Origin of the sequence: Paraburkholderia sp. RL17-381-BIF-C (assembly GCF_046026435.1) — a bacterium.
In the GTDB taxonomy this organism is placed as follows: Bacteria; Pseudomonadota; Gammaproteobacteria; order Burkholderiales; family Burkholderiaceae; genus Paraburkholderia.
Window position 1 is genome coordinate 1 of sequence record NZ_JARESX010000066.1, and the last position, 21,321, is coordinate 21,321.

The window sequence follows — 21,321 nt, forward strand, 5'->3', positions numbered from 1 at the left end:
CATGTTCACGCCGCTCTTCGTGATCGCGCGTACGGCCGGCTGGAGCGCGCACATCATCGAGCAGCGCATCGACAACAAGATCATCCGTCCGAGCGCAAATTACACCGGACCCGATGACCTGCCGTTCGTGCCGCTCGCGAAGCGTGTTTGAGCGTGGCTAAAGACCTTGCGAGCGTTGTCGATCGCGAGAGCGTCGACACGCCGATGCAAGTGTTCGACCTTCATTGCGTCTCGAGAGCGCGGCGCAATGAAATTGGGCCTTGGCTCGCTGGAACCCCGAGCCAAGGCTGTTTTTTGCGGCGTATTCGCGTGAGTGCCGGCAAACCCGGCCAGCACGCTGCCGCGAGCTAAACTACCCGTACCTGACTGGCCCGCCAGGGAAGCGCTAAAAGAGGGGCAGCTGACTGTGATCGGCCGCCGCCATCGTTCCCGGATCATTACTGTTTTGTCCCCTACGCCATGAATACCGCAAACCGCAAACGCCTTCCCGGCACCCAGCTCGATTTCTTCGACACGCGTGCCGCCATCGACGCCATTGCGCCCGGCGCGTACGACAAGCTGCCGTACACGTCGCGCGTGCTGGCGGAGAACCTCGTGCGCCGCTGCGATCCCGTCACGCTCGTCGCGTCGCTCAAGCAGATCATCGAACGCAAGCGCGATCTGGATTTCCCGTGGTTCCCGGCACGCGTGGTCTGTCATGACATTCTTGGCCAGACCGCGCTGGTCGATCTCGCTGGTCTGCGCGATGCGATCGCCGCGCAAGGCGGCGACCCCGCCATGGTGAATCCGGTGGTGCCGACCCAACTCGTGGTCGATCATTCGCTCGCCGTCGAGTGCGGCGGGTTCGATCCGGACGCGTTCGCGAAGAATCGCGCGATCGAGGACCGCCGCAATGAAGACCGTTTCGACTTCATCAACTGGACCAAGCGTGCGTTCAAGAACGTCGACGTGATTCCGCCGGGCAACGGCATCCTGCATCAGATCAACCTCGAGCGCATGAGCCCGGTGGTGCAGGTGAAAGACGGCGTGGCATTCCCCGATACGCTGGTCGGCACCGACTCCCATACGCCGATGGTGGACGCGCTCGGTGTGATCGCGGTCGGCGTGGGCGGACTCGAAGCGGAAAGCGTGATGCTGGGCCGCGCGTCGTATATGCGCCTGCCGGATATCGTCGGCGTGGAACTGACCGGCAAGCCGGCTGAAGGCATTACCGCGACCGACATCGTGCTCTCGTTGACCGAATTCCTGCGCAAGGAAAAAGTGGTCGGCGCGTACCTCGAGTTCTACGGTGCGGGCACGGCCAACCTGACGCTCGGCGATCGCGCGACCATCGCCAACATGGCGCCGGAATTCGGCGCCACGGCCGCGATGTTCTATATCGACGAACAGACCATCAAGTATCTCAAGCTCACCGGCCGCGACGACGAACTCGTCAAACTGGTGGAAACGTATGCGAAGGAAACCGGCCTGTGGGCGGACAGCCTCAAGCACGCCGAATACGAACGCGTGCTCACGTTCGATCTGTCCACCGTGGTGCGCACGCTGGCCGGTCCGTCCAATCCGCACCGCCGTCTGCCGGTGTCGGAACTGGCGGCGCGCGGCATCAGCGGCAAGGTGGAGAATGAACCGGGCCTGATGCCGGACGGCGCGGTGATCATCGCCGCGATCACGAGCTGCACGAACACCAACAATCCGCGCAACATGATCGCCGCCGGCCTGCTGGCGCGTAACGCGAACCGGCGCGGACTGACGCGCAAGCCGTGGGCGAAGACCTCGCTCGCGCCTGGCTCGAAGGCGGTCACGCTGTATCTGGAAGAAGCCGGTCTGCTGCACGATCTGGAGAAGCTCGGCTTCGGCGTGGTCGCGTATGCGTGCACGTCGTGCAACGGCATGTCCGGTGCGCTGGATCCGGCGATCCAGAAGGAAATCGTCGAGCGCGATCTGTATGCGACTGCCGTGCTGTCAGGCAACCGCAACTTCGACGGCCGCATTCATCCGTACGCGAAGCAGGCTTTCCTGGCGTCGCCGCCGCTGGTGGTGGCGTATGCGATTGCGGGCACGATCCGCTTCGACATCGAGAAAGACGTGCTCGGCATCGACGCCGACGGCCACCCCGTCACGTTGAAGGACATCTGGCCGTCGGATGCGGAGATCGACGCGATCGTGGCGTCGAGCGTGAAGCCGGAACAATTCCGCAAGGTGTACGAGCCGATGTTCGCGGTCACGGTCGACACGGGCGAGAAGGCCAGCCCGCTGTACGACTGGCGCCCCATGAGCACGTACATTCGCCGTCCGCCGTATTGGGAAGGCGCGCTTGCCGGTGAGCGCACGCTCAAGGGCATGCGCCCGCTCGCCGTGCTGGGCGACAACATCACGACCGACCACCTGTCGCCTTCCAACGCGATTTTGCCGAACAGCGCCTCGGGCGAGTATCTGGCGAAGATGGGCCTGCCGGAAGAAGACTTCAATTCCTACGCGACTCACCGCGGCGACCATTTGACGGCACAGCGCGCCACCTTTGCGAACCCCACGTTGAAGAACGAGATGGTGGTCGAAGACGGTAAGGTGAAGGCGGGTTCGCTGGCGCGCATCGAGCCGGAGGGCAAGATCACGCGCATGTGGGAAGCGATCGAAACCTACATGGAGCGCAAGCAGCCGCTGATCGTGATCGCCGGGGCCGATTATGGCCAGGGGTCGTCGCGCGACTGGGCCGCAAAGGGCGTGCGTCTTGCCGGCACGGAAGCGATCGTCGCCGAAGGGTTCGAGCGCATTCACCGCACGAATCTGGTGGGCATGGGCGTGTTGCCGCTGGAATTCAAGCCTGGGGTGAACCGGCTTACGCTCGGTATCGACGGCACGGAAACTTTCGACGTGATCGGCGAGCGCAAGCCGCGCGCGGACCTCACGCTGGTGATTCATCGCAAGAACGGTGAGCGTGTGGACGTGCCGGTCACGTGCCGGCTCGACACGGCCGAAGAGGTTTCCATCTACGAGGCCGGCGGCGTGCTGCAACGCTTTGCGCAGGACTTTCTCGAATCGACGAAAGCGGCGGCCTGAGGCTGCCCGGTTGTCAGATCGTTTGAAGCAGCGAACGTTTTAACGCGGGACAGGGCGCTACGGTGCGGCATGCCGTACGCCCTGCACGAAGTCCCTCCAGGGACCGTCCGCCTACATCAGGACACGACTTTCATGGCCCACCAACCCCAGATCAAGATTGCCGCCACCTACATGCGCGGCGGCACCAGCAAAGGTGTGTTCTTCCGCTTGCAGGACCTGCCCGAGGCCGCTCAGGTGCCGGGCGCCGCGCGTGATGCGCTGCTCATGCGCGTGATCGGCAGCCCCGACCCGTACGGCAAGCAGATCGACGGCATGGGCGGCGCGACCTCGAGCACCAGCAAGACGGTGATCATCGCCAAAAGCAGCCGGCCGGATCACGACGTGGATTACCTGTTCGGGCAGGTGTCGATCGACAAGGCATTCGTGGACTGGAGCGGCAATTGCGGCAACCTGTCGGCCGCCGTGGGACCGTTCGCAATCAGCGCGGGTCTCGTCGACCCGAGCCGGATTCCGCGCGACGGCGTGGCGACCGTGCGCATCTGGCAGGCGAATATCGGCAAGACGATCATCGGCCACGTGCCGATGACCAATGGCGCCGTGCAGGAAACCGGCGATTTCGAACTCGACGGCGTCACGTTTCCGGCTGCCGAAGTGCAACTCGAATTCATGGATCCGGCTGCGGAAGAAGAGGGCGCGGGCGGTTCGATGTTCCCGACCGGCAATCTCGTGGACGACCTCGAAGTGCCGGGTGTCGGCACGTTGAAGGCGACCATGATCAACGCGGGCATTCCGACCATCTTCGTGGATGCGGAATCGATCGGCTACAAGGGTACGGAGTTGCAGGACGCAATCAACAGCGACCCAAAAGCGCTGGCGATGTTCGAGACCATTCGCGCGCACGGCGCGCTGCGCATGGGACTGATCAAGCATCTCGACGAGATCGCGACGCGCCAGCATACGCCGAAGGTCGCGTTCGTCGCGAAGCCGGCCGACTATGTGGCGTCGAGCGGCAAGCGCATTGGGGCGGGCGATGTCGATCTGCTGGTGCGGGCGATGTCGATGGGCAAGCTGCATCACGCGATGATGGGCACGGCCGCGGTCGCGATCGGCACGGCGGCGGCGATTTCCGGCACGCTGGTGAATCTCGCGGCAGGCGGCGGGGCGAAGCAGTCGGTACGCTTCGGGCATCCGTCGGGGACCTTGCGGGTAGGTGCCGAGGCGAGCGAGAGCGGCGGCGAGTGGACGGTCAGGAAGGCGATCATGAGCCGCAGCGCGCGCGTGTTGATGGAAGGGTGGGTGCGGGTGCCGCAGGAAAGGTGAGGTGGCCGTCGCCAGCGCGCCGATTCGCCGCTCAGGTGTCCAGAGTGCGAAAGTCCGGCTTCGTCTGGAAAGCACGAAGCCGGAAAAACGGGTTGGATGAAATGGCGAAGTCTAAGACATCAGCCCGATGCTGGCGAGAACGAACCGAAGGCCGAAGAAGCACACGGACGAAAAAAGCGGCAGGCCGAAAGCCACCGTGGCACACCGCAGGCCGACCACGCTGAGCGTTGGCCATCGATTGAGGGTGTAGACCGCCGCGCCGGCCAGTGCGCGGCTGATCCCGTTCACAGCCGCTCCATGACGACCTCGAGATACTCGCTGGGCAACACGAGTGTCTCGTCGCCGGAACGGTTGCCGTTTGCCAGCAGCGTCATCAGGTCGAGCTGGAAGGCCGCCTGCCGTTCGGCATCCATCGCGGCGAATGCCTTGTTGACCGGGCCGTAATATGTCCGGAATACCTCGATCCAATGCGCCGGTGAGCGGTAACGGAACGTGAATTCACGGCTCTTTGCAGCGACGGGCTTCGCGCTCCCGTGAAAGAACTCGTCGAGCCGCGCCCTGGTGCCCCACAACGCGGGCGACTTGAGGCCGGGCGGCGGGGGCAGATACTTGCCGATCGTTTTGAACACCTGCCCGATGAAGCTCTCGGGCGTCCAGTTCGCAAGGCCGATTTTGCCGCCCGGCTTGCACACGCGCGCCAACTCGCTTGCCGCCCTCTCCTGATTCGGCGTGAACATGACGCCGAAGGTCGAGATGACGGCATCGAACGAGGCGTCGGCGTAGGGCAGCGCTTCGGCGTCCGCTTCGCGAAACCGCACCGAGGTGAGACCTTCCGCTCGCGCCCGAGCCTTCCCCGCTTCGAGCAGCGAGGAGACATAGTCGGTCGAGGTGACGTCGCACCAGCGGCGTGCGGCGGCAAGCGTGGCGTTGCCGTTGCCCGCCGCGACATCGAGCACGCTGCTGCCGGCGCGCAGATCGAGCGCCTCGCACAGGTTTTCGCCGACGATCTGCAGCGTCGTGCCGACGACCGCATAGTTGCCCGTTTCCCACGCGACGTGCTGGCGCGCTTTGACGTCGGCGAATGCGGAGGTTTGCGAAGAAGACTGGACTTGTGACATGGAAATGCTCCTGAAAATTTTTTTGTGCAATGCAAGTTGATCTCGTTGCGCGAAGGCTTTCAGCGTCGCTATGAATTCATGGGGCGCCTCCTTAATTGCGTTTAAGTATTCGATACATTCAAGATTCCTTAGCATCGTTGTAAGGAATTCGCATGGGTGCTAGTATCGTTGCGCGTGTTGAATCGATGAATGACCAGGCGTCCAGATCTTTTGCGCAGGACGCCGAAGTTCATGGGCACACATCCATGGATGCTCTCTCCAACGTTCTTCGCCTCGTTCGCCTGGGCGGCGCGGTGTATCTAAACGGCCACTTCACTGCGCCCTGGTGTCTGTTCGGCCAGGCGGACGCAGCGCTGTGCGGCAGTTACCTGCCACGAGCCGAACGTGTCGTCTCCTATCATCTGATCACCGAGGGAAGCTGCTGGGCGGCACTCGCGGACGATCCCGAGTCCGCCATTTACGTCAACGCCGGCGAACTGCTCGTCGTTCCGCAAGGCGAATCGCATCTGCTGGGCAGTTCACTCGACGTCACGCCCGGACCGACTGCCGAACTGCTCGAGAGTCAGTTGCGCAATTCGCCGGGGCAGTTGATGACGCTCAACTATGGCGGCGGCGGCGACAGTACGCGTCTGGTGTGCGGCTTTCTCGCTTGCGACGACACGTTGAGCAACCCGGTGCTGTCCGCGTTGCCTCGCCTCTTCAAGGTCGACATGCGCAATGATCCGCAGTCCGCGTGGCTCGAATCTTCTTTGCGGTTCGCCACGGCCGAGGCGGCGGAGTGGCGCGTAGGCAGTGCGCTCGTGCTTGCGCGGCTATCGGAGCTGCTCTTCGTGGAGGCGGTGCGGCGCTGCATCGACGCGCTGCCGGCCGATCGAAAGGGCTGGCTCGCGGGTGTGGGGGACAGGTTTGTCGGCCGGGTGCTGGCCATGATGCATACGCAGCCGGCGCATGCGTGGACCGTGGATGAGCTTGCCCGAATGGCGGGGTTGTCACGCTCCGCGCTGGCGCAGCGGTTTACGCAGTTGCTCGGTCAGCCGCCAATGCAGTATCTCGCCCACTGGCGTTTGCAGGTCGCGGCGCAGGAGTTGCGCGGCGGGACGAAGTCGGTGGCGGAGGTGGCGGATCAGGTGGGGTATGAGTCGGAGGCGGCCTTCAATCGCGCTTTCAAGCGGGAGTTCGGGATGCCGCCGGCAGGGTGGAGGAAGAGCCGGGGCGGAATGGCGAGTGCCTCGGCGGGTGCCGCCGGCGCGAGCGCTGTAGATTGCTACAGCGAACCCTTTAGCGGCAACCCGATGTGAAGGCGCCAATACTCCGTGCGCTCATTTCACGCCATGCTTCGCCTGCCATTTTTTCATGAACGCGATCTCATCGTGCTGTGCCTTGATGATGTTGCTCGCCAGCCGCTTCAGCTCCGGATCCTTTCCGTATTTCAATTCGACCTGCGCCATTTCGATCGCGCCCTGATGATGCGGAATCATGTGAGCGACAAAGTCCTTATCGGCGTCGCCGGTGTAGTCGGCGCTCATGTCCTGCATCATTTTGTCGTCGGCGGCTTTGAAGGCTTGCGTCGACTTGCCGCCGGCTGAACCGGACATATCCATGCCGGGCATGGACGCCGGTTGCTGGGCATGGACGGGCGCGGCCGCAACGGCAAACGCAAAGCCGCCTAACAGGCAGAGAGCACGAAAGGCGCGAAGGTTTTTCATAGTAGATTTCCGTTGGGGAAAAGTTGTCCCGATCGACACCGCTACCGGAAAGCGGAAGTGGGCGCGTGTGCTCCCACCGCCTTCCCGGCGGCTATCCGGCGGCTATCCGGCGTCGATCTGGTCCGGCGATCGAGCGATTGGGCGATCAGCCTATCAGGCTTTCAGTGACGGATGAAATCCCGCCGCCTCGATGGCCTCGATGAATTGCTCGGGCGCCAGCGTCGACGTGACCTTGACGATTTTAACGGGCACATCGACTTCGAGCCTGGCAGCCGGGTCGAGACTCGTGACAGCACGCGTGATGGCGTTGGCGCATCCGCCGCACGACATGTCCGGGATGTTGAATTCCATGTCCTACCTCCAATGAGAAGTCATGGCTCGAGCGTGGACCTTCCCACGGCGGTAAGGTCAAGCCTCTTTTTTTGTGACTGGCTGAAGGCAAATCACCGCACCAAAAACGTGCGCGCGCGACGTCGTCCCTGCCTTACGATTTTCCAGAACCGCATGCTAGACTCCGTTTCCATGTCTTGCTGGCGCAAATTCTTCATCGTGTTGCTGCTCGTGCTGTGCCTCCCGGTTCAGTCGTTCGCGGCCGTCTCCATGAAATGCGAGTCCTCGCATTCCGTGGGCGAAGGGATGTCGGCGCGCCACGAGCATGGGGGTCCAATGACCCAGCATCACGATCATGCCGGGATGATGGCCGATCAGGCCGACAATATCGCCGGTACTCATCTTCAGCATCACGACGGCGGGGGCAGCGAGCATCACGCGCATGCGTGCTCCGCCTGCGCGTCCTGCTGTTTCGGCGGCGCGTTGCCCATCACGCCGGTCGTGTCCCTGTCCGCTAACGCGGTTCATTTTGCTGTTCCCCTGCCTCCCGCCGTGCGTGTCGTGTCGTTTCTGACTGACGGCGTCGAACGGCCTCCCCGAATCCCTCTCGTCTAGATCTTTCGCAGCCCTGTGCTGCGGTGTTCCATTTTGTCTCGATGGCGGCCGTGTGTCGTCCGTCGGGGCGGACTACGACGAGACTATCCATGCGAATGTTCATTGCGGCGCTGCTCGGCGCGCCGGCATGTCTGCCGGCACTCGCGTTCGCCGCGCCCCTATTTCCCGACCCGGCGAATGCCGCGGCATCCGTGCCTGCGCTCGAGGTGCCATCTGCATTGGCCGGCTATCGGCCGCACCGCGACCAGCCGTCACCAGGTTGGCAGGCGCTCAATCGCGCGGTGACCGATCCAGCCGATGGCGCTGGGAAGCGCCACGGTTCGATGCACATGGGCGTCACAGATGCCGAAGGCGACGGCCACGGTGCTCACCACGCGGAGGCAGCAAAATGAGGCCGCGCCTGCTTCCTTCCGCCGGCGCTGTTTCCATCGCCATTGCCGTGTCATGGCTCGCCGGCTGCACGACGTTTTCAAAGGACGGCGGGTTCGACACCGTGTCGACGGTGGCCTCCGCGCGGATCGGCAAAGACGCCGTGTTGATAAAAACGGATGACGACCGAAACACCGTAGCAAGTCGCACGCAAGCGTTGCTCGCCACACCGCTCAGCATGGACGACGCGCTCCAGATCGCGCTCCTGAACAACCGTGGCCTGCAGGCGTCGTACGGCGAACTCGGCATTGCCGAAGCGGACCTCGTTCAGGCAGGACGCCTGCCGAATCCCGGCTTTTCGTTCAGCCGCACGCACGGTGGCGATGACCTGAGTATCAGCCGCACTTTCACGCTCGGCATGCTGAGGGTACTGACCATGCCGCTGGTGACGCGCATCGAGAGCCGCCGTTTCGAGCAGACTCGCCTGCTCACCGCGGACGCCATGCTCAAAGTCGCAGCCGACGCCCGGCGCGCCTATATCCTCGCAGTCGCCGCAGGGCAATCGGCGATGTACGCGGAGCAGGTGAAGGACGCGGCCGAGGCCGGCGCCGAACTCGCGTCGCGCATGCAGCAGGCCGGCCATTTCAGCAAGCTCGATTACGCGCGCGAGCAGGCCTTTTACGCGGAAGCGATGGCGCAGGTAGGAAGAGCGCGACAGCAGTCAGTGTCCGCGCGAGAAAAGCTCACTCGCGCGATGGGACTCTGGGGTTCCCAGGCACAGTACACGCTGCCTGAGCGCCTGCCCGATCTGCCTGCCACGCGCCCCGAGTTGCACGATCTGGAAACCTTCGCGATGCAGAACCGGCTCGACATTCAGGCCGCGAAGCTGCAAACGCAAAGTGTCGCCAGCGCACTCGGCTTGAGCAAAGCGACGCGTTTCATCAACGTGCTGGATGTCGGCTATCAGAACAATTTCACGACTTCAGACGGCCGCCAGCAGGGCTATGAGATCAGCGTCGAGATCCCGCTGTTCGACTGGGGCAGCGCCAAAGTGGCGCGAGCCGAAGCGATCTATCTGCAGTCGGCGAATCGTGTTGCCGAGACCGCGATCAACGCGCGCTCCGAAGTGCGCGAATCGTATTCGGCCTATGTGTCCGGCTACGACCTCGCGAAGCACTATCGCGACGAAGTCGTGCCGGTCCGCAAAACCATCTCCGATGAATTGCTGCTTCGCTACAACGGCATGCTGGTCAGCGTGTTCGAACTGCTCGCCGATTCGCGCGAGCAGATCGGCGCGGTGAATAGCGCAATCGATGCGCTGAAGGACTTCTGGCTCGCGCAAACCGATTTGCAACAGGCGCTCGGCGGCCGTCTGCCAGTTGCCACGAGCGCGACGCCGCTCGCCTCCACGACGCAGCCGGCGTCGTCCACTGAATTGGAAGGTCAATGACATGGTGTCACGTCGACATTTTATCGGCGGCTCGGGAGCCGCTTTGTTAGGCGCCGCGCTGGTCAGCAAGGCTGGCGCCGCGTCGCTGCCCGAAGCGCCCAGCATGGCCTCGGCCGCGATGCAGGCACCGCGCGCGCCGTCGAATGGCCGGCCGTACACGCCGGTCGCCACACTCAACGGATGGTCGCTGCCGTGGCGCATGAGAAACGGCTGGAAGGAGTTTCACCTGATCGCCGAGCCGGTGGTGCGCGAACTGGCGCCGGGCATGAACGCGAACCTGTGGGGTTACAACGGCCAGGCGCCGGGGCCGACCATCGAGGCCGTTGAAGGCGACAAGGTGCGCATTTTCGTGACCAACCGGCTGCCGGAGCACACCACGGTCCACTGGCACGGCATGCTGCTGCCGTGCGGTATGGATGGCGTGGGCGGGCTCACGCAGCCGCACATTCCGCCAGGCAAGACCTTCGTCTATGAATTCGGTCTGGAGAGGCACGGCACCTTCATGTATCACCCGCACGCCGACGAGATGGTGCAGATGGCGATGGGCATGATGGGCCTGTTCATCGTTCATCCGAAAGATCCCGGCGCGATGCCGGTGGACCGCGACTTCGCGTTCATCATGTCCGCCTACGATATCGATCCGGGCAGCTTCACGCCGCGCGTGAACGAGATGACCGACTTCAATATGTGGACATGGAACGCGCGCGTGTTTCCGGGTATCGATTCGTTGCCGGTGCGCGCGGGCGATCGCGTGCGGATTCGCGTCGGCAATCTGACGATGACCAATCACCCGGTTCATCTGCACGGCTATCACTTCGAAGTGGTGGGCACGGACGGCGGCTGGATTCCGCCTTCCGCGCGCTGGCCCGAGGTGACGGCCGATGTCGCGGTAGGGCAGATGCGCGCCATCGAGTTCACGGCGAATCGTCCGGGCGACTGGGCGTTCCATTGCCACAAGTCGCATCACACGATGAACGCGATGGGGCACCAGGTTCCGAACATGATCGGCGTGCCGCAGAAAGACCTGGCCAAACGCATCAACCGGCTGGTGCCCGACTATATGGCGATGGGCAGCACAGGCGGCTCGATGGGCGCGATGGAGATGCCGCTGCCCGACAACACGCTGCCGATGATGACCGGCACCGGGCCATTCGGTGCGCTCGAAATGGGCGGCATGTTCACGGTCGTGAAAGTGCGCGAGGGGCTAGGGCGCGACGACTACCGCGATCCGGGCTGGTTCAGGCATCCCAAAGGAACCGTGGCGTACGAATACACCGGCGAATTGCCGGATGGTTGATGTCGTGCAGATTGTGATGAACTTAGGAGAGTGTGAGATGAAGAACGTATTGGTTTCGATGGCGATGGCTTGCATGGTGACGGTTCCCGTTTCGGCATATGCGGCGGATGAGGCGAGCCACGCGGCAGCGGCCGCGGATGGCGCTCAAGCGGGAGGCCAGGCGAAGGCCGGCATGTCGCATGGCGAGATCAGGAAAGTGGATGCGGTTGCCGGTAAGCTGACCATCAAACATGGTCCTTTGGAAAACCTCGGCATGGATGCGATGACCATGGTGTTCAAAGTGAAGGATTCGGCAATGCTCTCGCAGGTCAAGCCTGGCGACAGAATCGACTTCGTCGCTGAAGAGGTGGACGGGGCGCTGACGGTGGTGAAACTGGAGAAGCGATAAAACGCGAGGCGTGATCGGCCGTTTCGGAACGGTCCTACAGTTCGTGCGCTACCTGCCGTTGGCGCTCGAACGGTTCGCGCGTGTCGGCTACATTTGTCCGCCCTCATTGCGGCTCGCGCATCTGGCGGCGGCAATGGGCAAGCCGGTGTGGCTGCTCAACCGCTTTGCCGGCTGCTGGCGCTGGTTGCGCGATCGTGACGACAGCCCCTGGTATGCGAGCGTGCGGCTTTTCACGCAGACGCGACGAGGTGACTGGAACGGCGTGCTGGAGCGCGTTGCCGAAGCGTTGCGTCAGGCGAGCGCCTCATCTCGCGGGAAGTCTTACCGGGCGTTTGTGCGGTAGCTCACCAAGTCGAGCCGAACTTACTCGACCCGAAGTTTTGAGATGTTATGCTCGGGCGTCGTGACTTTCATCGTGCACAGACGCGGACGATTTCAAAGAATACCTAGATTCCATTAGGAGCCGGGCATGCTGAGAAAAGTGGTCGATCGGGCGAAAAAGATCCGGCGCAGCGAGGGGTTCAAGCATTCCGTGGCCACACCGCGTCGCATTTCACTTCATGCTACACAGCGTTTGAACAGGGGAATTTTTGCCATCGAAATTCAGGAGAACTCCGGTTTCTTCTCCGTAATGCAGATGGTCCTGTTTATCCTGATGTACTGCGACGAAAAATGTCTGACGCCGTCCATCAGTGCTCGAGGCGGTCTCTACGGCGACCCTGAAGGAAAGATCGACTGGTTCTCGGCCTTCTTTGATTCCATGCATGGCGAGGCTACGGCGTTGCTGACGCACAGGGTGAGAAAATCGACGGTTCGTGATCTGGTCCAGCTAGGATTTCGTCAGCGCTATGAGGCGCGGCTTCAACTCACGAGCGCCAGCGAGCTATTCTTCGCGCATTACCGGCCCGCCGGCCACATTCAGGACGAAGTCGACGCGATCTGCCAGCAACTCGAAATTGGCACGTCGACGCTCGGTGCGCATTTCAGAGGCACGGACAAAACGCTGGAAGCAATCCCGGTTTCATGGGGCGATTTCTGCCGCCACATAGAAACGACGCTCGCGGAAAACCCGCACCTGAGCAACGTTTTCATTTCAAGCGACGAACAGGCGTTTCTCGACTTCTTCGTTGCCTGGCCGTTTCGCAAGCCGGTCAAGGTGGCTCCCGCGAAATTGCTCGCGAGCGGAAATACGCCGGTGCATTTCAGCGGCTATCCTGGGCTCGACATCGGCCGCGAAGCGCTGGTCTCCAGTCTTCTGCTATCGCGTTGCGGGTATCTCGTGAAGACGCCTTCGTATCTGTCGGCGTGGTCCAGAATATTCAACCCGTCGCTGCCGGTGAAACTCGTGTCGCCGCCGCGGCCGGATGCATTCTGGTTTCCCGACAGCCGACTCTGGCTCGAACAGGTCGCGCAGGACAAAGCGGCCTGAACGCGGGCGCATTCTGCTGTCTCGAAGTCGTCACATGAGTAGGAAGAATGACGGGCATATAATCAAAAGCCCGCGAGACCTATCGTGACTGCAAAGAGGCTTCAGCATGTACATTGCCATGAACCGTTTCAAAGTGACGCCCGGATCCGAAACCGCTTTCGAGCATCTCTGGACCACGCGCGATACACACCTGAAAGAGGTGCCGGGTTTCGTGGAATTTCATCTGCTGAAGGGACCGCAGAAGGAAGATCACGTTCTGTATTCCAGCCATACCATCTGGAAGGACTACGCGTCTTTCGAGGCGTGGACGAAATCCGAGGCGTTTCGCGCCGCGCATCGCAATGCCGGTGGCGACAATCGTGTGCTCTATCTCGGGCATCCGGAGTTCGAAGGGTTCGAGGTCATTCAGACCGTCAAATGAACGCATGAGCGCGGCTATCGCGCTGGCGCCTGCGCACGCGAGCACGTGCGCAGCGTGCTTGCGGTATTCTTTTGCGAGTCACTCGCGCCGGCGCGTCACGCGCCGGGCAACTCACAGAGGAACGAACGCATGAAAGCCGTCAAAATCGGGTCGCCCGCCACTGTAGCCAATCTTCAGGTTGTCGATATTGCCGACCCCGGTCAACCCGGGGCGGGCCAGATTCGCGTGCGCATTCACGCGAACTCCCTGAACTTTCACGATTACGGCGTGGTGAGCGGCAATTTGCCGGCTGAAGCAGGGCGGATTCCGATGGCGGACGGCGCGGGTGTCGTCGAAGCAGTCGGCGCCGGCGTTTCGGAATTCAAGGCGGGCGATCATGTGGTGTCGTGCTTCTTCCCGTTCTGGGAAAACGGGCCGCCCGCCATTGCTGACTTCACGACCACGCCGGGCGACGGCGTGGACGGCTATGCACGCGAAACCGTTGTGCTGCCGAGCCACTACTTCACGCATGCGCCGCGCGGCTATAGCCATTCGGAGTCCGCCACGTTGACTACCGCCGGGCTGACCGCATGGCGCGCGCTCGTCGTGGACGGTCAGTTGAAGGCCGGCGACACGGTGCTCGTGCTCGGCACGGGCGGCGTGTCGATTTTCGCCTTGCAGATTGCCAAAGCGATGGGGGCTTCGGTGATTGCCACGTCTTCGTCGGATGAGAAGCTGGTTCGCCTGCGCGCGCTGGGTGCCGACCATACGATCAACTATCGCGACAATCAGGAATGGGGCAAGCAGGTCCGCTCGCTGACCGGCGGGCGAGGTGTCGATCACGTGATCGAAGTCGGCGGCCCGGGGACTTTGCCGCAGTCGATCACCGCTTGCCGGATCGGCGGTCATATTGCGCTGATCGGTGTGCTGACCGGACGGGCGGGGCCGGTGCCCACCGCGGCGTTGATGGCGAGGCAGCAGCGCCTGCAAGGCTTGATCGTCGGCAGCCGCCAGGATCAGCGCGATATGATCCGGGCGCTCGAAGCGACCGGCATCAAACCGGTGATCGATAGCACGTTCGCTCTGGAGAAGCTCGGCGACGCGTTCGCGCACGAGGCATCCGGGGCGCACTTCGGGAAGATTTGCGTGGCGGTTTGAGTGTTGCGCATGCGGCGTTGCGCGTGCGGCGTTGTGCGTGCGTTAGAGAAATCCGTGAGCGCGCATGCAGCCCCGCATGCAGACCCGCTTGCCGGCTCCGCTCGCTTTGATCGCGGCGCGACACGGTGGCGTGGTCGCATGCAGGCGCGTCTTAGCCGCGCCCGCCGAGGTCGGCGAAACTCACGCTGCGCGCTTCGCACGCGTCGGTAAAGACTGTGTCGTAGCTCGAGAAAAACACCGTGCGCGTTTGCGCGAGAGTCTTGAACAGGTCGACCAGTACGGCGCGTGCGGCGGCGTCGAGTCCGCCGACGGGTTCGTCCGCAAGCAGGACCCGGGTCTCGCCGAGCACGGCTGCGGTCAGGAAAATCTTCTTGCGCGTGCCGAACGACATCTGTTCGAAGCGTTTGTCGAGATGCGGCGTCAGACCGAAGCGGTCCGCAAGTTCCAAGGTTGCGCTGCTCACCGCGGTGTTTCTCGCCGCTGCCACGTTGCTGAAATACTCACGGCCGGTTTGATCCGGATAGGTCATGCAGTCTTCCGGCACGTAGGTGAGCACGGATTTCGCGGCAAGCGGCGCGGTGCGCAGCGAATGACCGCCGAGCCACACCTCGCCGGCGTCGGGCTCGATCATGCCTGCGAGGATGCCTATGAGTGTCGACTTGCCGCTGCCGGATTCATCGTTTAACGCTACGCATCCTGACGCAATGTCGTCATGCAGGCCCTGAAAGATGAGGCGCTCGCTGTAGCGCTTGCTGAGGTTTTCGAATCGAAGCATGGGTTGGAGCGTGTAATAGGGTGTCTTTTGCAGCTTGGCGTTGCGCAAGTGTAGCAGCGTGAGACATGGCCGCTGCCGCGTCGCGAGCCACGCCGCAAGGCCGCGCGTCAGTGCGTGGAGGACCGGAGATCTGGAAGAACTGGCGTCATGCCGTAAAGTTGCGCCCTGTCGGGCCGATAAAACAAGCGCTTCATTTTCTTCGCCAGCTTCCCGAATAACTCGACGAATTATCAACTGCAACTCATGCACACCGCTGCCAGCAATGTGGCTCCACTGTCGCGCGCCGAACTCGGACGTATCGTCACTGCCATCGTGATCGGCAATGGTTTCGTTGCTTACGACTTCACCGTCTATAGCTTTTCGGCCGTTGCGATCGGCAATCTGTTCTTCCCGTCGCACGATCCCGCGTCGTCGCTGTTGCTCTCCCTCGCCACCTTCGGCGCGGGCTTCGTCATGCGCCCGCTCGGCGCGATCATGATCGGCCACATTGCCGACAGCCGGGGCCGCAAAGCCGGCCTCACGGTATCACTCACCTTGATGACGCTCGGCACATGGCTGATCGCATGCCTGCCGGGTTACGCGTCGATCGGGCCGGCAGCGCCCGTGCTGATGGTGCTCGCGCGCCTGATGCAAGGGCTTGCGGCAGGCGGCGAGATCGGCCCGGCGTCGGCGTCGCTAATGGAGTCGGCCGGCTACCGGCACCGCTGCTTCATGGTGAGCTGGCGCGGCGCGAGCCAGGGCGCGGCCGCTTTCGCCGCCGCGCTGGTGGGGGCGAGCACCACGGCGCTGCTGTCGCCCGCCGCCATGCACGCATGGGGCTGGCGCATTCCGTTCGTGCTGGGCGGGCTGATCGGCCCGGTCGGCTGGTACCTGCGGCGCCGCATGCCGGCGGCCGCGCCGCAGCAGCGCACGCGGCTCAGCCCGCGGCGTCTGTTCGCGGAGCACACGCGCCCGCTCGTCTGCGGCCTGCTGATGATGGCGGCGCCTTCGGTGAGCATTTACGTCACCGTGTTCTACATGCCGGCCTATCTGGTCCGCACATTGCACAGGCCGCCGACTATCAGCCTTCTCACGGCCTGTCTGTCCGGTGTCGTGATTCTCGTGGTGACGCCGCTGATCGCACTCGCGGCCGACCGTTTTGCGAGCCGCAAGACGCTGCAATACGTATCGCTCGCGGCGTCGCTGGCAGTGGCCTGGCCCGCGTTCTGGGCGCTAACCCACGGCGCGGGCAACCTCGCGTCGCTCGTGATCATCACGGCTTACGTCGCGCTGGCGGTGAACAACGCCGGCGCCGCTTCGGTCCTGATGATGGAGGCGTTTCCCGCCCACCGGCGCGCGGCCGGACTGTCGGTGATTTACAGCTTCGGGGTGGTCCTGTTCGGCGGATTTTCGCCTTTCCTGGTGACGTGGCTCATCAACCGGACCGGTGATCCGATGGTGCCGGCGTGGTATCTGATGGGCGCTTCCGTGCTCACGCTCATCGCGTTGAAGGCCTTCCCGGAAAAGGCGGTGACGGATGCCTGCGCCGCCTGCGCCTCGCCGCCGCCTGCCTGAGCGCTAGGCCGGGTTGCGCAATTGCTGCAGGTCGAACGCGCGGGCGCGCAAGTCCTGCGGGCTCATGTCGAAGGCGCGTCGAAACGCGCGGGTGAAGTCGGAGGCGCTCTGAAAACCGAGTCCAAAAGCGATTTCCGCCACCTGGAGGTGCGGATAACGGACGAGTTCGTCTGCCGCCTCCCGCAGACGGCGATGGCGGATATACGCGCCAAGACCGCCCTCGTGCTCGAACCAGCGATAGATCGTCGCCCGTTTCAATTGCAGTGCCTGGACCACACTGGTCGGTGTGAGGTCGCCCTGATGCAGATTGACCTCGATATAACGGCGTATCCGGCCCATTACCGCAGCTTGCAGCGCGGCGCGGCCCGTGCCGCTCAAGTGCGCGTCCTTGCGAAACGCGGCCACCAGTAACCGCGCGCCTGCGTGCAGCGCGCCGATGGCGCCGGCCGCATCGAGCCTTGGAATGTCGCGGGCGAGCGCCGCCATGTGATCGAACACGACACCGGTGAGCGGCGAGCCTTGCTGAACGATACGGCCATGGATAGCCGCGCCGTCGCGCAATTGCTCATCCACTAGCGCGGCCGGTACGAACACGCTCAGCACCCGGCATTCCGGGCGTTCCACGCGAAACGGCTGGTTCAGGTCGAACGCGACGATGCCCCGCACCGAACCCGGCGCGCTGCGCTTTTTGTGCATGCCGGTCACATGGCCGACTTCCCCTTCCAGAAAGAGGTGAAACACGTAATCGCGCCGCGAGTCGGTGGACACGCGGGCCACCGAGCGCTCCAGCAGCATCGAATCGGTGCTGCAGTCCGTGAACACCATGCCGCCGGTTGCGTATAAATCGATTTCACCGCGAAATCCCCCTGCAACCTGGGCCTTCGAGGGCGGCGCGTCGACCACATGACCCACACGCTGGCGCCACGCCAGAAACTGTTCGTCGGGCGCCAATCCGCGCGTGCTGAAACGGCTCGTCGAAATGACCGAGCGCGAGTGGGCGGCGGCGGCCGCGGCCAGATGTTGCGGCAGTGAGCGCTGATTCATGAATCGGTTGCTGGGAGCGAGGCGTGCGGTTTCGGCGAGCAGGCGCAATGCATGGAGATACGGTTCGCCGCCGCCCGAAATTGAGACGGATGGTCAAGCCTAACAAAAAACCTGCATTAATGTTACGTGATTAGATGCGGAACGTTTTCGCAGACGGCGCGGCACGCAGTGATTCACCGCCTCCGTTGCTGGAATCGCATCCGCACGAAGAGAGAGCGCCGATCCGCTATCCGCGAAGCGCGGCGCGAAGGTCACGCTTTGCCAGCAGGCAATTCACGGGATATCGACGATGAGCGGCACGAACAGGCAACCGACCGCGCGGCGTCCGGCCAGTCTGGTGGACAGCCAACTGCAACATCTCGAGAACGTGATGCAGTATGTGACGCGTGGGGACGCGTCCAGCGGGCTGCATTCGCTCGACCATGAGTATTGGGAAAATCGCATCCGCGCGCTGGAAGACACTTACGAGCTGATCGCCGCCCAGCGGCAACGCGTGGCGAAACTGCTCGAAAGACTCTCGCGTGATGCGCGGATTGCGCTAAAGCCGCGCACGGCCGCTTGAGCCCAGGCCAAGAACAAGAAGCACGCAGACCGGGGTTGCGCAGAGGAGGACCAGATCGATGCATTTGAGCGTCGGCAATAAAAATCGAAGAACTTGAGAGAAAGCGGCGAGGGTGCGAACGGGCCTGTAAAGGCCCGTTTGCACATCCGCCGAGCTTTACCTGGGTTGACCATCTGCGGCGCGGCTCCGCGCGGCCAGGTCGACCGTATCGCTCGTGAGCCGGTGAACGCGTTTCGCCATGCGAGCTAAGCGTTCCACGTGTTCTGAACCAATCCCTCGCGAACAACACCCTTTTTCAACACCCCCGCTGGTCTCACTTGCTCGCCCAACCTATTCAGTTGCAGCGGAGGGCGGTCCATTCTGCACACCAGCGTTTAATCGCGAATCGAAGCGCGACGATGCGGTCAGACAACGCGAGCTATCGTCGCTTACTCCGGATACCCCTGAAAAAAGGGCGCTACTGTAATTCTGACCGCTTTTAATTAGGGAGCGGTTAATTGTAGGTATGCAGAATACGCAACGAATTTAGCGCTGATAAACTGTGCGCCGGAGCAGCATGCGCCAGCATCGCGCGCGGTGACCGTTCCCCACAATCCGGCGGCTCGAATCGCCGGATAGACGGTAGAACTAGGCTTTTTCCGCGATTTGGAAGAAACGGCGGCACCGCATACTTGAGCGTATGCATGCTGTTAAAAGGGACGTATGGTTGGGTGTCCTTTCCTCTGATCACGCACGGTATCGTCCTTAGTCGATTCCCCTCCGCCAACCTCTGCCCATCTGACTTTGACAAGTATCGGGGCTCGTTTTGGGCCCGTTTTTGGAAGTGACTCATGAAGCCGGGAAAGAACTCGCTTGGTAAAAGACGTACACGCACGATCGCCATTTCGGTGTCCGCTGCACTCATTGCGGGGTTGCTCGCATTCGGCGTGTGGCGTTACCAGCAGCGCGCGGCGCAAGTCGCGCCGGCGCTGACCGGTGTCGCAAACCAGATGCGCCATGATGCTTCGGCATGGACGCGCGAAGAGAAAGACGCCTCGCAAATGCTGCGCGACATTCGCGACGCCAAAGTTGCCGCGGTCGGCGTGAGTCCGAACGCGATTCTGATCTCGAAGCGCGACGGCACGAAATACTTCGTCACCGACCACAACGCGACCTTCTCACACGCGCTTCTGCTCGGCGAACCCAAGTCCGACGAGGCCGCCACCTATCAGCTCGTCTGGCTTCCCGACGCGGATATTCTCTCCGCCGGCTCACGCTGGGCACAACTTTTCGATCAGACTCGCGACGTCATCAGCTTGCTGCTTCCGCTGTTGTTGATCGGCGGTATGGCGTGGTTCATGCGGCGCGAAATGCGCGGTGGCGCGAGGCTGCTCGACACGGCGCCGGCGCTGCGTTTCGACGACGTGATCGGCGCGGCCGAAGCGAAGACTGCACTCGCGGACATTCGCAGCTATCTGTCTGATCCGAAGCAGTTCACGTCGATGGGCGTGCGCGCGCCGTGCGGCATTCTGATGGTGGGCGGACCGGGCGTCGGCAAGACGCGGCTTGCTCAGGCGCTGGCGGGCGAGTGCGGCGCGAACTTCATCTCGATCACCGGCAGCTATTTCAGTGCGAAGTACTACGGCGTCGGCATCCAGAAGGTCAAGCATCTGTTCGAACTGGCGCGCAAGAATGCGCCCACGGTGATCTTCATCGACGAAGCGGACGGCCTCGCCAAACGCACGGATACGGGCAGCGGTCCTGTCGAAGCCGAGAGCAACCGCATCATCAATCAGTTGCTCGCGGAGATGGATGGTTTCGCTTCGAACGAAGGGGTGATCATCGTCGCGGCGACCAATCACCCCGACAATCTGGACGAGGCGTTGCGCCGGCCGGGCCGCTTCGATCGCACCGTGCAGGTCCGTTTGCCCGATCGCGAAGATCGCGCGAAGATTTTCCGCTTCTACGCGCAGAAACTGAAATCGAAATCCGCCGACATCGACTATGACCAGTTGGCGCGCCTGACTACCGGCCTGTCTCCGGCAACGGTCGCGATGGTGGTCAATCAGGCGGGGCTCGTCGCGCGCAAATGCGGCGACACCGAAATTGCCTCGAAGCATTTCATGGAGGCGATCAAGATTGCGCGCATCGGCGACGTGAGCGGCGCCGAGCGCGCACTGAGCGAAGACGAGCGCACGCGTATAGCCGTGCACGAAGCAGGGCACGGTCTCGTCGCCGCGCTGCTGGGTACGGGCGTGCTCGAGGAAGTCACGATTCTGCCGCGCGGTGGCGCGTTGGGTGTCGCGCTCATTACCAAAGCGCAGGACAAGCACCTGTATCGCGAGACCGAGATCCGCAATGAAATCCAGGTCTTGCTCGGTGGCCGCAATGCTGAAATTCTCACGTTCTCCGAAGCATCGAGCGGCGCCGCCTCGGATCTGCAGGAAGCGTCGCGCATCAGCCTGGATATGGTGTCGAAATTCGGCTTCAACAGCGACGGCGATCTGTTCAGTCTGGCGGCACTGCCGTCACAATATGCAGGCTTGCAGATGAAGAGTGCGATCGAACACGCGAACGTGCTGCTCAAGGAATTGAATGAACTGTGCTTCGGGCTGTTGCATGCCTACGAGCCAGTGCTGCGCGCCATTGCGGACGAACTGCTCGAGCAGGAGACCGTTCCCGGAGAAACCGTGTACCGGTTGATCAGGGAACACAAAAACACGCTGAAGATCGTTCACGAACCGGAGGCTGCGTGAACGGTTGACTCGCT

Annotated in this window: 21 protein-coding genes and 1 pseudogene; 16 read left to right on the forward strand and 6 right to left on the reverse strand. The window is 62.8% G+C overall.

The window, feature by feature from the left end:
- The 3 genes from P0D70_RS28915 to prpF form a co-directional block, all read left to right on the forward strand.
- Positions 1–151, forward strand: a 151-nt coding sequence (locus P0D70_RS28915; RefSeq protein WP_408186990.1) for a citrate/2-methylcitrate synthase, incomplete at its 5' end; no start/stop codon positions are given.
- Between the two features lie 308 nt (positions 152–459).
- On the forward strand, positions 460–3,057 hold the full coding sequence (acnD, locus tag P0D70_RS28920) for a Fe/S-dependent 2-methylisocitrate dehydratase AcnD (RefSeq protein WP_408186961.1): 2,598 nt from the start codon (positions 460–462) through the stop codon (positions 3,055–3,057).
- Between the two features lie 132 nt (positions 3,058–3,189).
- On the forward strand, positions 3,190–4,377 hold the full coding sequence (gene prpF, locus P0D70_RS28925; protein ID WP_408186962.1) for a 2-methylaconitate cis-trans isomerase PrpF: 1,188 nt from the start codon (positions 3,190–3,192) through the stop codon (positions 4,375–4,377).
- Between the two features lie 111 nt (positions 4,378–4,488).
- On the opposite strand, the gene P0D70_RS28930 is transcribed toward prpF, so the two are convergent.
- Both P0D70_RS28930 and P0D70_RS28935 read right to left on the reverse strand, forming a co-directional pair.
- On the reverse strand, positions 4,489–4,665 hold the full coding sequence (locus P0D70_RS28930) for a hypothetical protein (protein ID WP_408186963.1): 177 nt from the start codon (positions 4,663–4,665) through the stop codon (positions 4,489–4,491).
- On the reverse strand, positions 4,662–5,495 hold the full coding sequence (locus P0D70_RS28935) for a class I SAM-dependent methyltransferase (RefSeq protein ID WP_408186964.1): 834 nt from the start codon (positions 5,493–5,495) through the stop codon (positions 4,662–4,664). Before P0D70_RS28935 ends, P0D70_RS28930 begins: the two co-directional genes overlap by 4 nt.
- A 245-nt stretch (positions 5,496–5,740) precedes the next feature.
- Between P0D70_RS28935 and P0D70_RS28940 the strand changes: the two genes are divergently transcribed.
- Entirely contained in the window at positions 5,741–6,793 is a 1,053-nt protein-coding gene (locus tag P0D70_RS28940; protein WP_408186991.1) for an AraC family transcriptional regulator, read from the forward strand.
- Between the two features lie 21 nt (positions 6,794–6,814).
- Here the strand turns inward: P0D70_RS28940 and copM are convergent, their stop codons facing one another.
- Complete coding sequence (gene copM, locus P0D70_RS28945) at positions 6,815–7,201, reverse strand: CopM family metallochaperone (RefSeq protein ID WP_408186992.1); 387 nt, start codon at positions 7,199–7,201, stop codon at positions 6,815–6,817.
- A 153-nt stretch (positions 7,202–7,354) separates the two neighbouring features.
- Positions 7,355–7,552 carry a heavy-metal-associated domain-containing protein gene (locus P0D70_RS28950; protein ID WP_408186965.1) on the reverse strand — a complete coding sequence of 66 codons (198 nt, stop codon included), beginning with the start codon at positions 7,550–7,552 and terminating at the stop codon, positions 7,355–7,357.
- Between the two features lie 249 nt (positions 7,553–7,801).
- Between P0D70_RS28950 and P0D70_RS37120 the strand changes: the two genes are divergently transcribed.
- The 9 genes and pseudogenes from P0D70_RS37120 to P0D70_RS28995 all read left to right on the forward strand — a co-directional run bounded on the left by P0D70_RS37120 (position 7,802) and on the right by P0D70_RS28995 (position 14,637).
- Complete coding sequence (locus P0D70_RS37120) at positions 7,802–8,146, forward strand: hypothetical protein (RefSeq protein WP_494478132.1); 345 nt, start codon at positions 7,802–7,804, stop codon at positions 8,144–8,146.
- A gap of 89 nt (positions 8,147–8,235) precedes the next feature.
- Positions 8,236–8,538, forward strand: a complete 303-nt coding sequence (locus P0D70_RS28960) for a hypothetical protein (protein ID WP_408186966.1) — start codon at positions 8,236–8,238, stop codon at positions 8,536–8,538.
- The gene (locus P0D70_RS28965) at positions 8,535–9,965 is read left to right on the forward strand and encodes a TolC family protein (protein ID WP_408186967.1); all 1,431 of its coding nucleotides are present in this window, start codon (positions 8,535–8,537) and stop codon (positions 9,963–9,965) included. The genes P0D70_RS28960 and P0D70_RS28965 overlap by 4 nt, the downstream gene beginning before the upstream one ends.
- Before the next feature lies 1 nt (position 9,966).
- Positions 9,967–11,262 (forward strand): multicopper oxidase family protein, encoded by a 1,296-nt coding sequence (locus tag P0D70_RS28970; protein WP_408186968.1) that lies wholly within the window; start codon positions 9,967–9,969, stop codon positions 11,260–11,262.
- Positions 11,263–11,299: 37 nt separating this feature from the next.
- Positions 11,300–11,650, forward strand: coding sequence for a copper-binding protein (locus P0D70_RS28975; protein WP_408186993.1), 351 nt, complete (start codon positions 11,300–11,302; stop codon positions 11,648–11,650).
- A gap of 112 nt (positions 11,651–11,762) precedes the next feature.
- A pseudogene (locus tag P0D70_RS28980) lies at positions 11,763–11,993 on the forward strand (tetratricopeptide repeat protein); the annotation flags it as partial.
- Between the two features lie 126 nt (positions 11,994–12,119).
- On the forward strand, positions 12,120–13,079 hold the full coding sequence (locus tag P0D70_RS28985; protein ID WP_408186969.1) for an O-fucosyltransferase family protein: 960 nt from the start codon (positions 12,120–12,122) through the stop codon (positions 13,077–13,079).
- Positions 13,080–13,185: 106 nt separating this feature from the next.
- The gene (hmuQ, locus tag P0D70_RS28990; protein ID WP_091803019.1) at positions 13,186–13,500 is read left to right on the forward strand and encodes a heme-degrading protein HmuQ; all 315 of its coding nucleotides are present in this window, start codon (positions 13,186–13,188) and stop codon (positions 13,498–13,500) included.
- A 129-nt stretch (positions 13,501–13,629) separates the two neighbouring features.
- Positions 13,630–14,637 carry a zinc-dependent alcohol dehydrogenase family protein gene (locus P0D70_RS28995; protein WP_408186970.1) on the forward strand — a complete coding sequence of 336 codons (1,008 nt, stop codon included), beginning with the start codon at positions 13,630–13,632 and terminating at the stop codon, positions 14,635–14,637.
- A gap of 151 nt (positions 14,638–14,788) precedes the next feature.
- Here P0D70_RS28995 and P0D70_RS29000 read toward each other — a convergent pair whose 3' ends face one another.
- A complete protein-coding gene (locus P0D70_RS29000) occupies positions 14,789–15,412 on the reverse strand; it encodes an ABC transporter ATP-binding protein (RefSeq protein ID WP_408186971.1) in 624 nt (207 codons plus the stop codon).
- Positions 15,413–15,655: 243 nt separating this feature from the next.
- Here P0D70_RS29000 and P0D70_RS29005 point away from each other — a divergent pair, with 243 nt between their 5' ends.
- The gene (locus P0D70_RS29005; RefSeq protein ID WP_408186972.1) at positions 15,656–16,966 is read left to right on the forward strand and encodes an MFS transporter; all 1,311 of its coding nucleotides are present in this window, start codon (positions 15,656–15,658) and stop codon (positions 16,964–16,966) included.
- A 3-nt stretch (positions 16,967–16,969) separates the two neighbouring features.
- Here the strand turns inward: P0D70_RS29005 and P0D70_RS29010 are convergent, their stop codons facing one another.
- On the reverse strand, positions 16,970–18,010 hold the full coding sequence (locus P0D70_RS29010) for a helix-turn-helix transcriptional regulator (protein WP_408186973.1): 1,041 nt from the start codon (positions 18,008–18,010) through the stop codon (positions 16,970–16,972).
- 289 nt (positions 18,011–18,299) lie between these two features.
- Here P0D70_RS29010 and P0D70_RS29015 point away from each other — a divergent pair, with 289 nt between their 5' ends.
- Positions 18,300–18,572, forward strand: a complete 273-nt coding sequence (locus P0D70_RS29015) for a hypothetical protein (protein WP_408186974.1) — start codon at positions 18,300–18,302, stop codon at positions 18,570–18,572.
- Positions 18,573–19,402: 830 nt separating this feature from the next.
- On the forward strand, positions 19,403–21,307 hold the full coding sequence (locus P0D70_RS29020) for an AAA family ATPase (protein WP_408186975.1): 1,905 nt from the start codon (positions 19,403–19,405) through the stop codon (positions 21,305–21,307).
- The last annotated feature ends 14 nt before the right edge of the window (positions 21,308–21,321 follow it).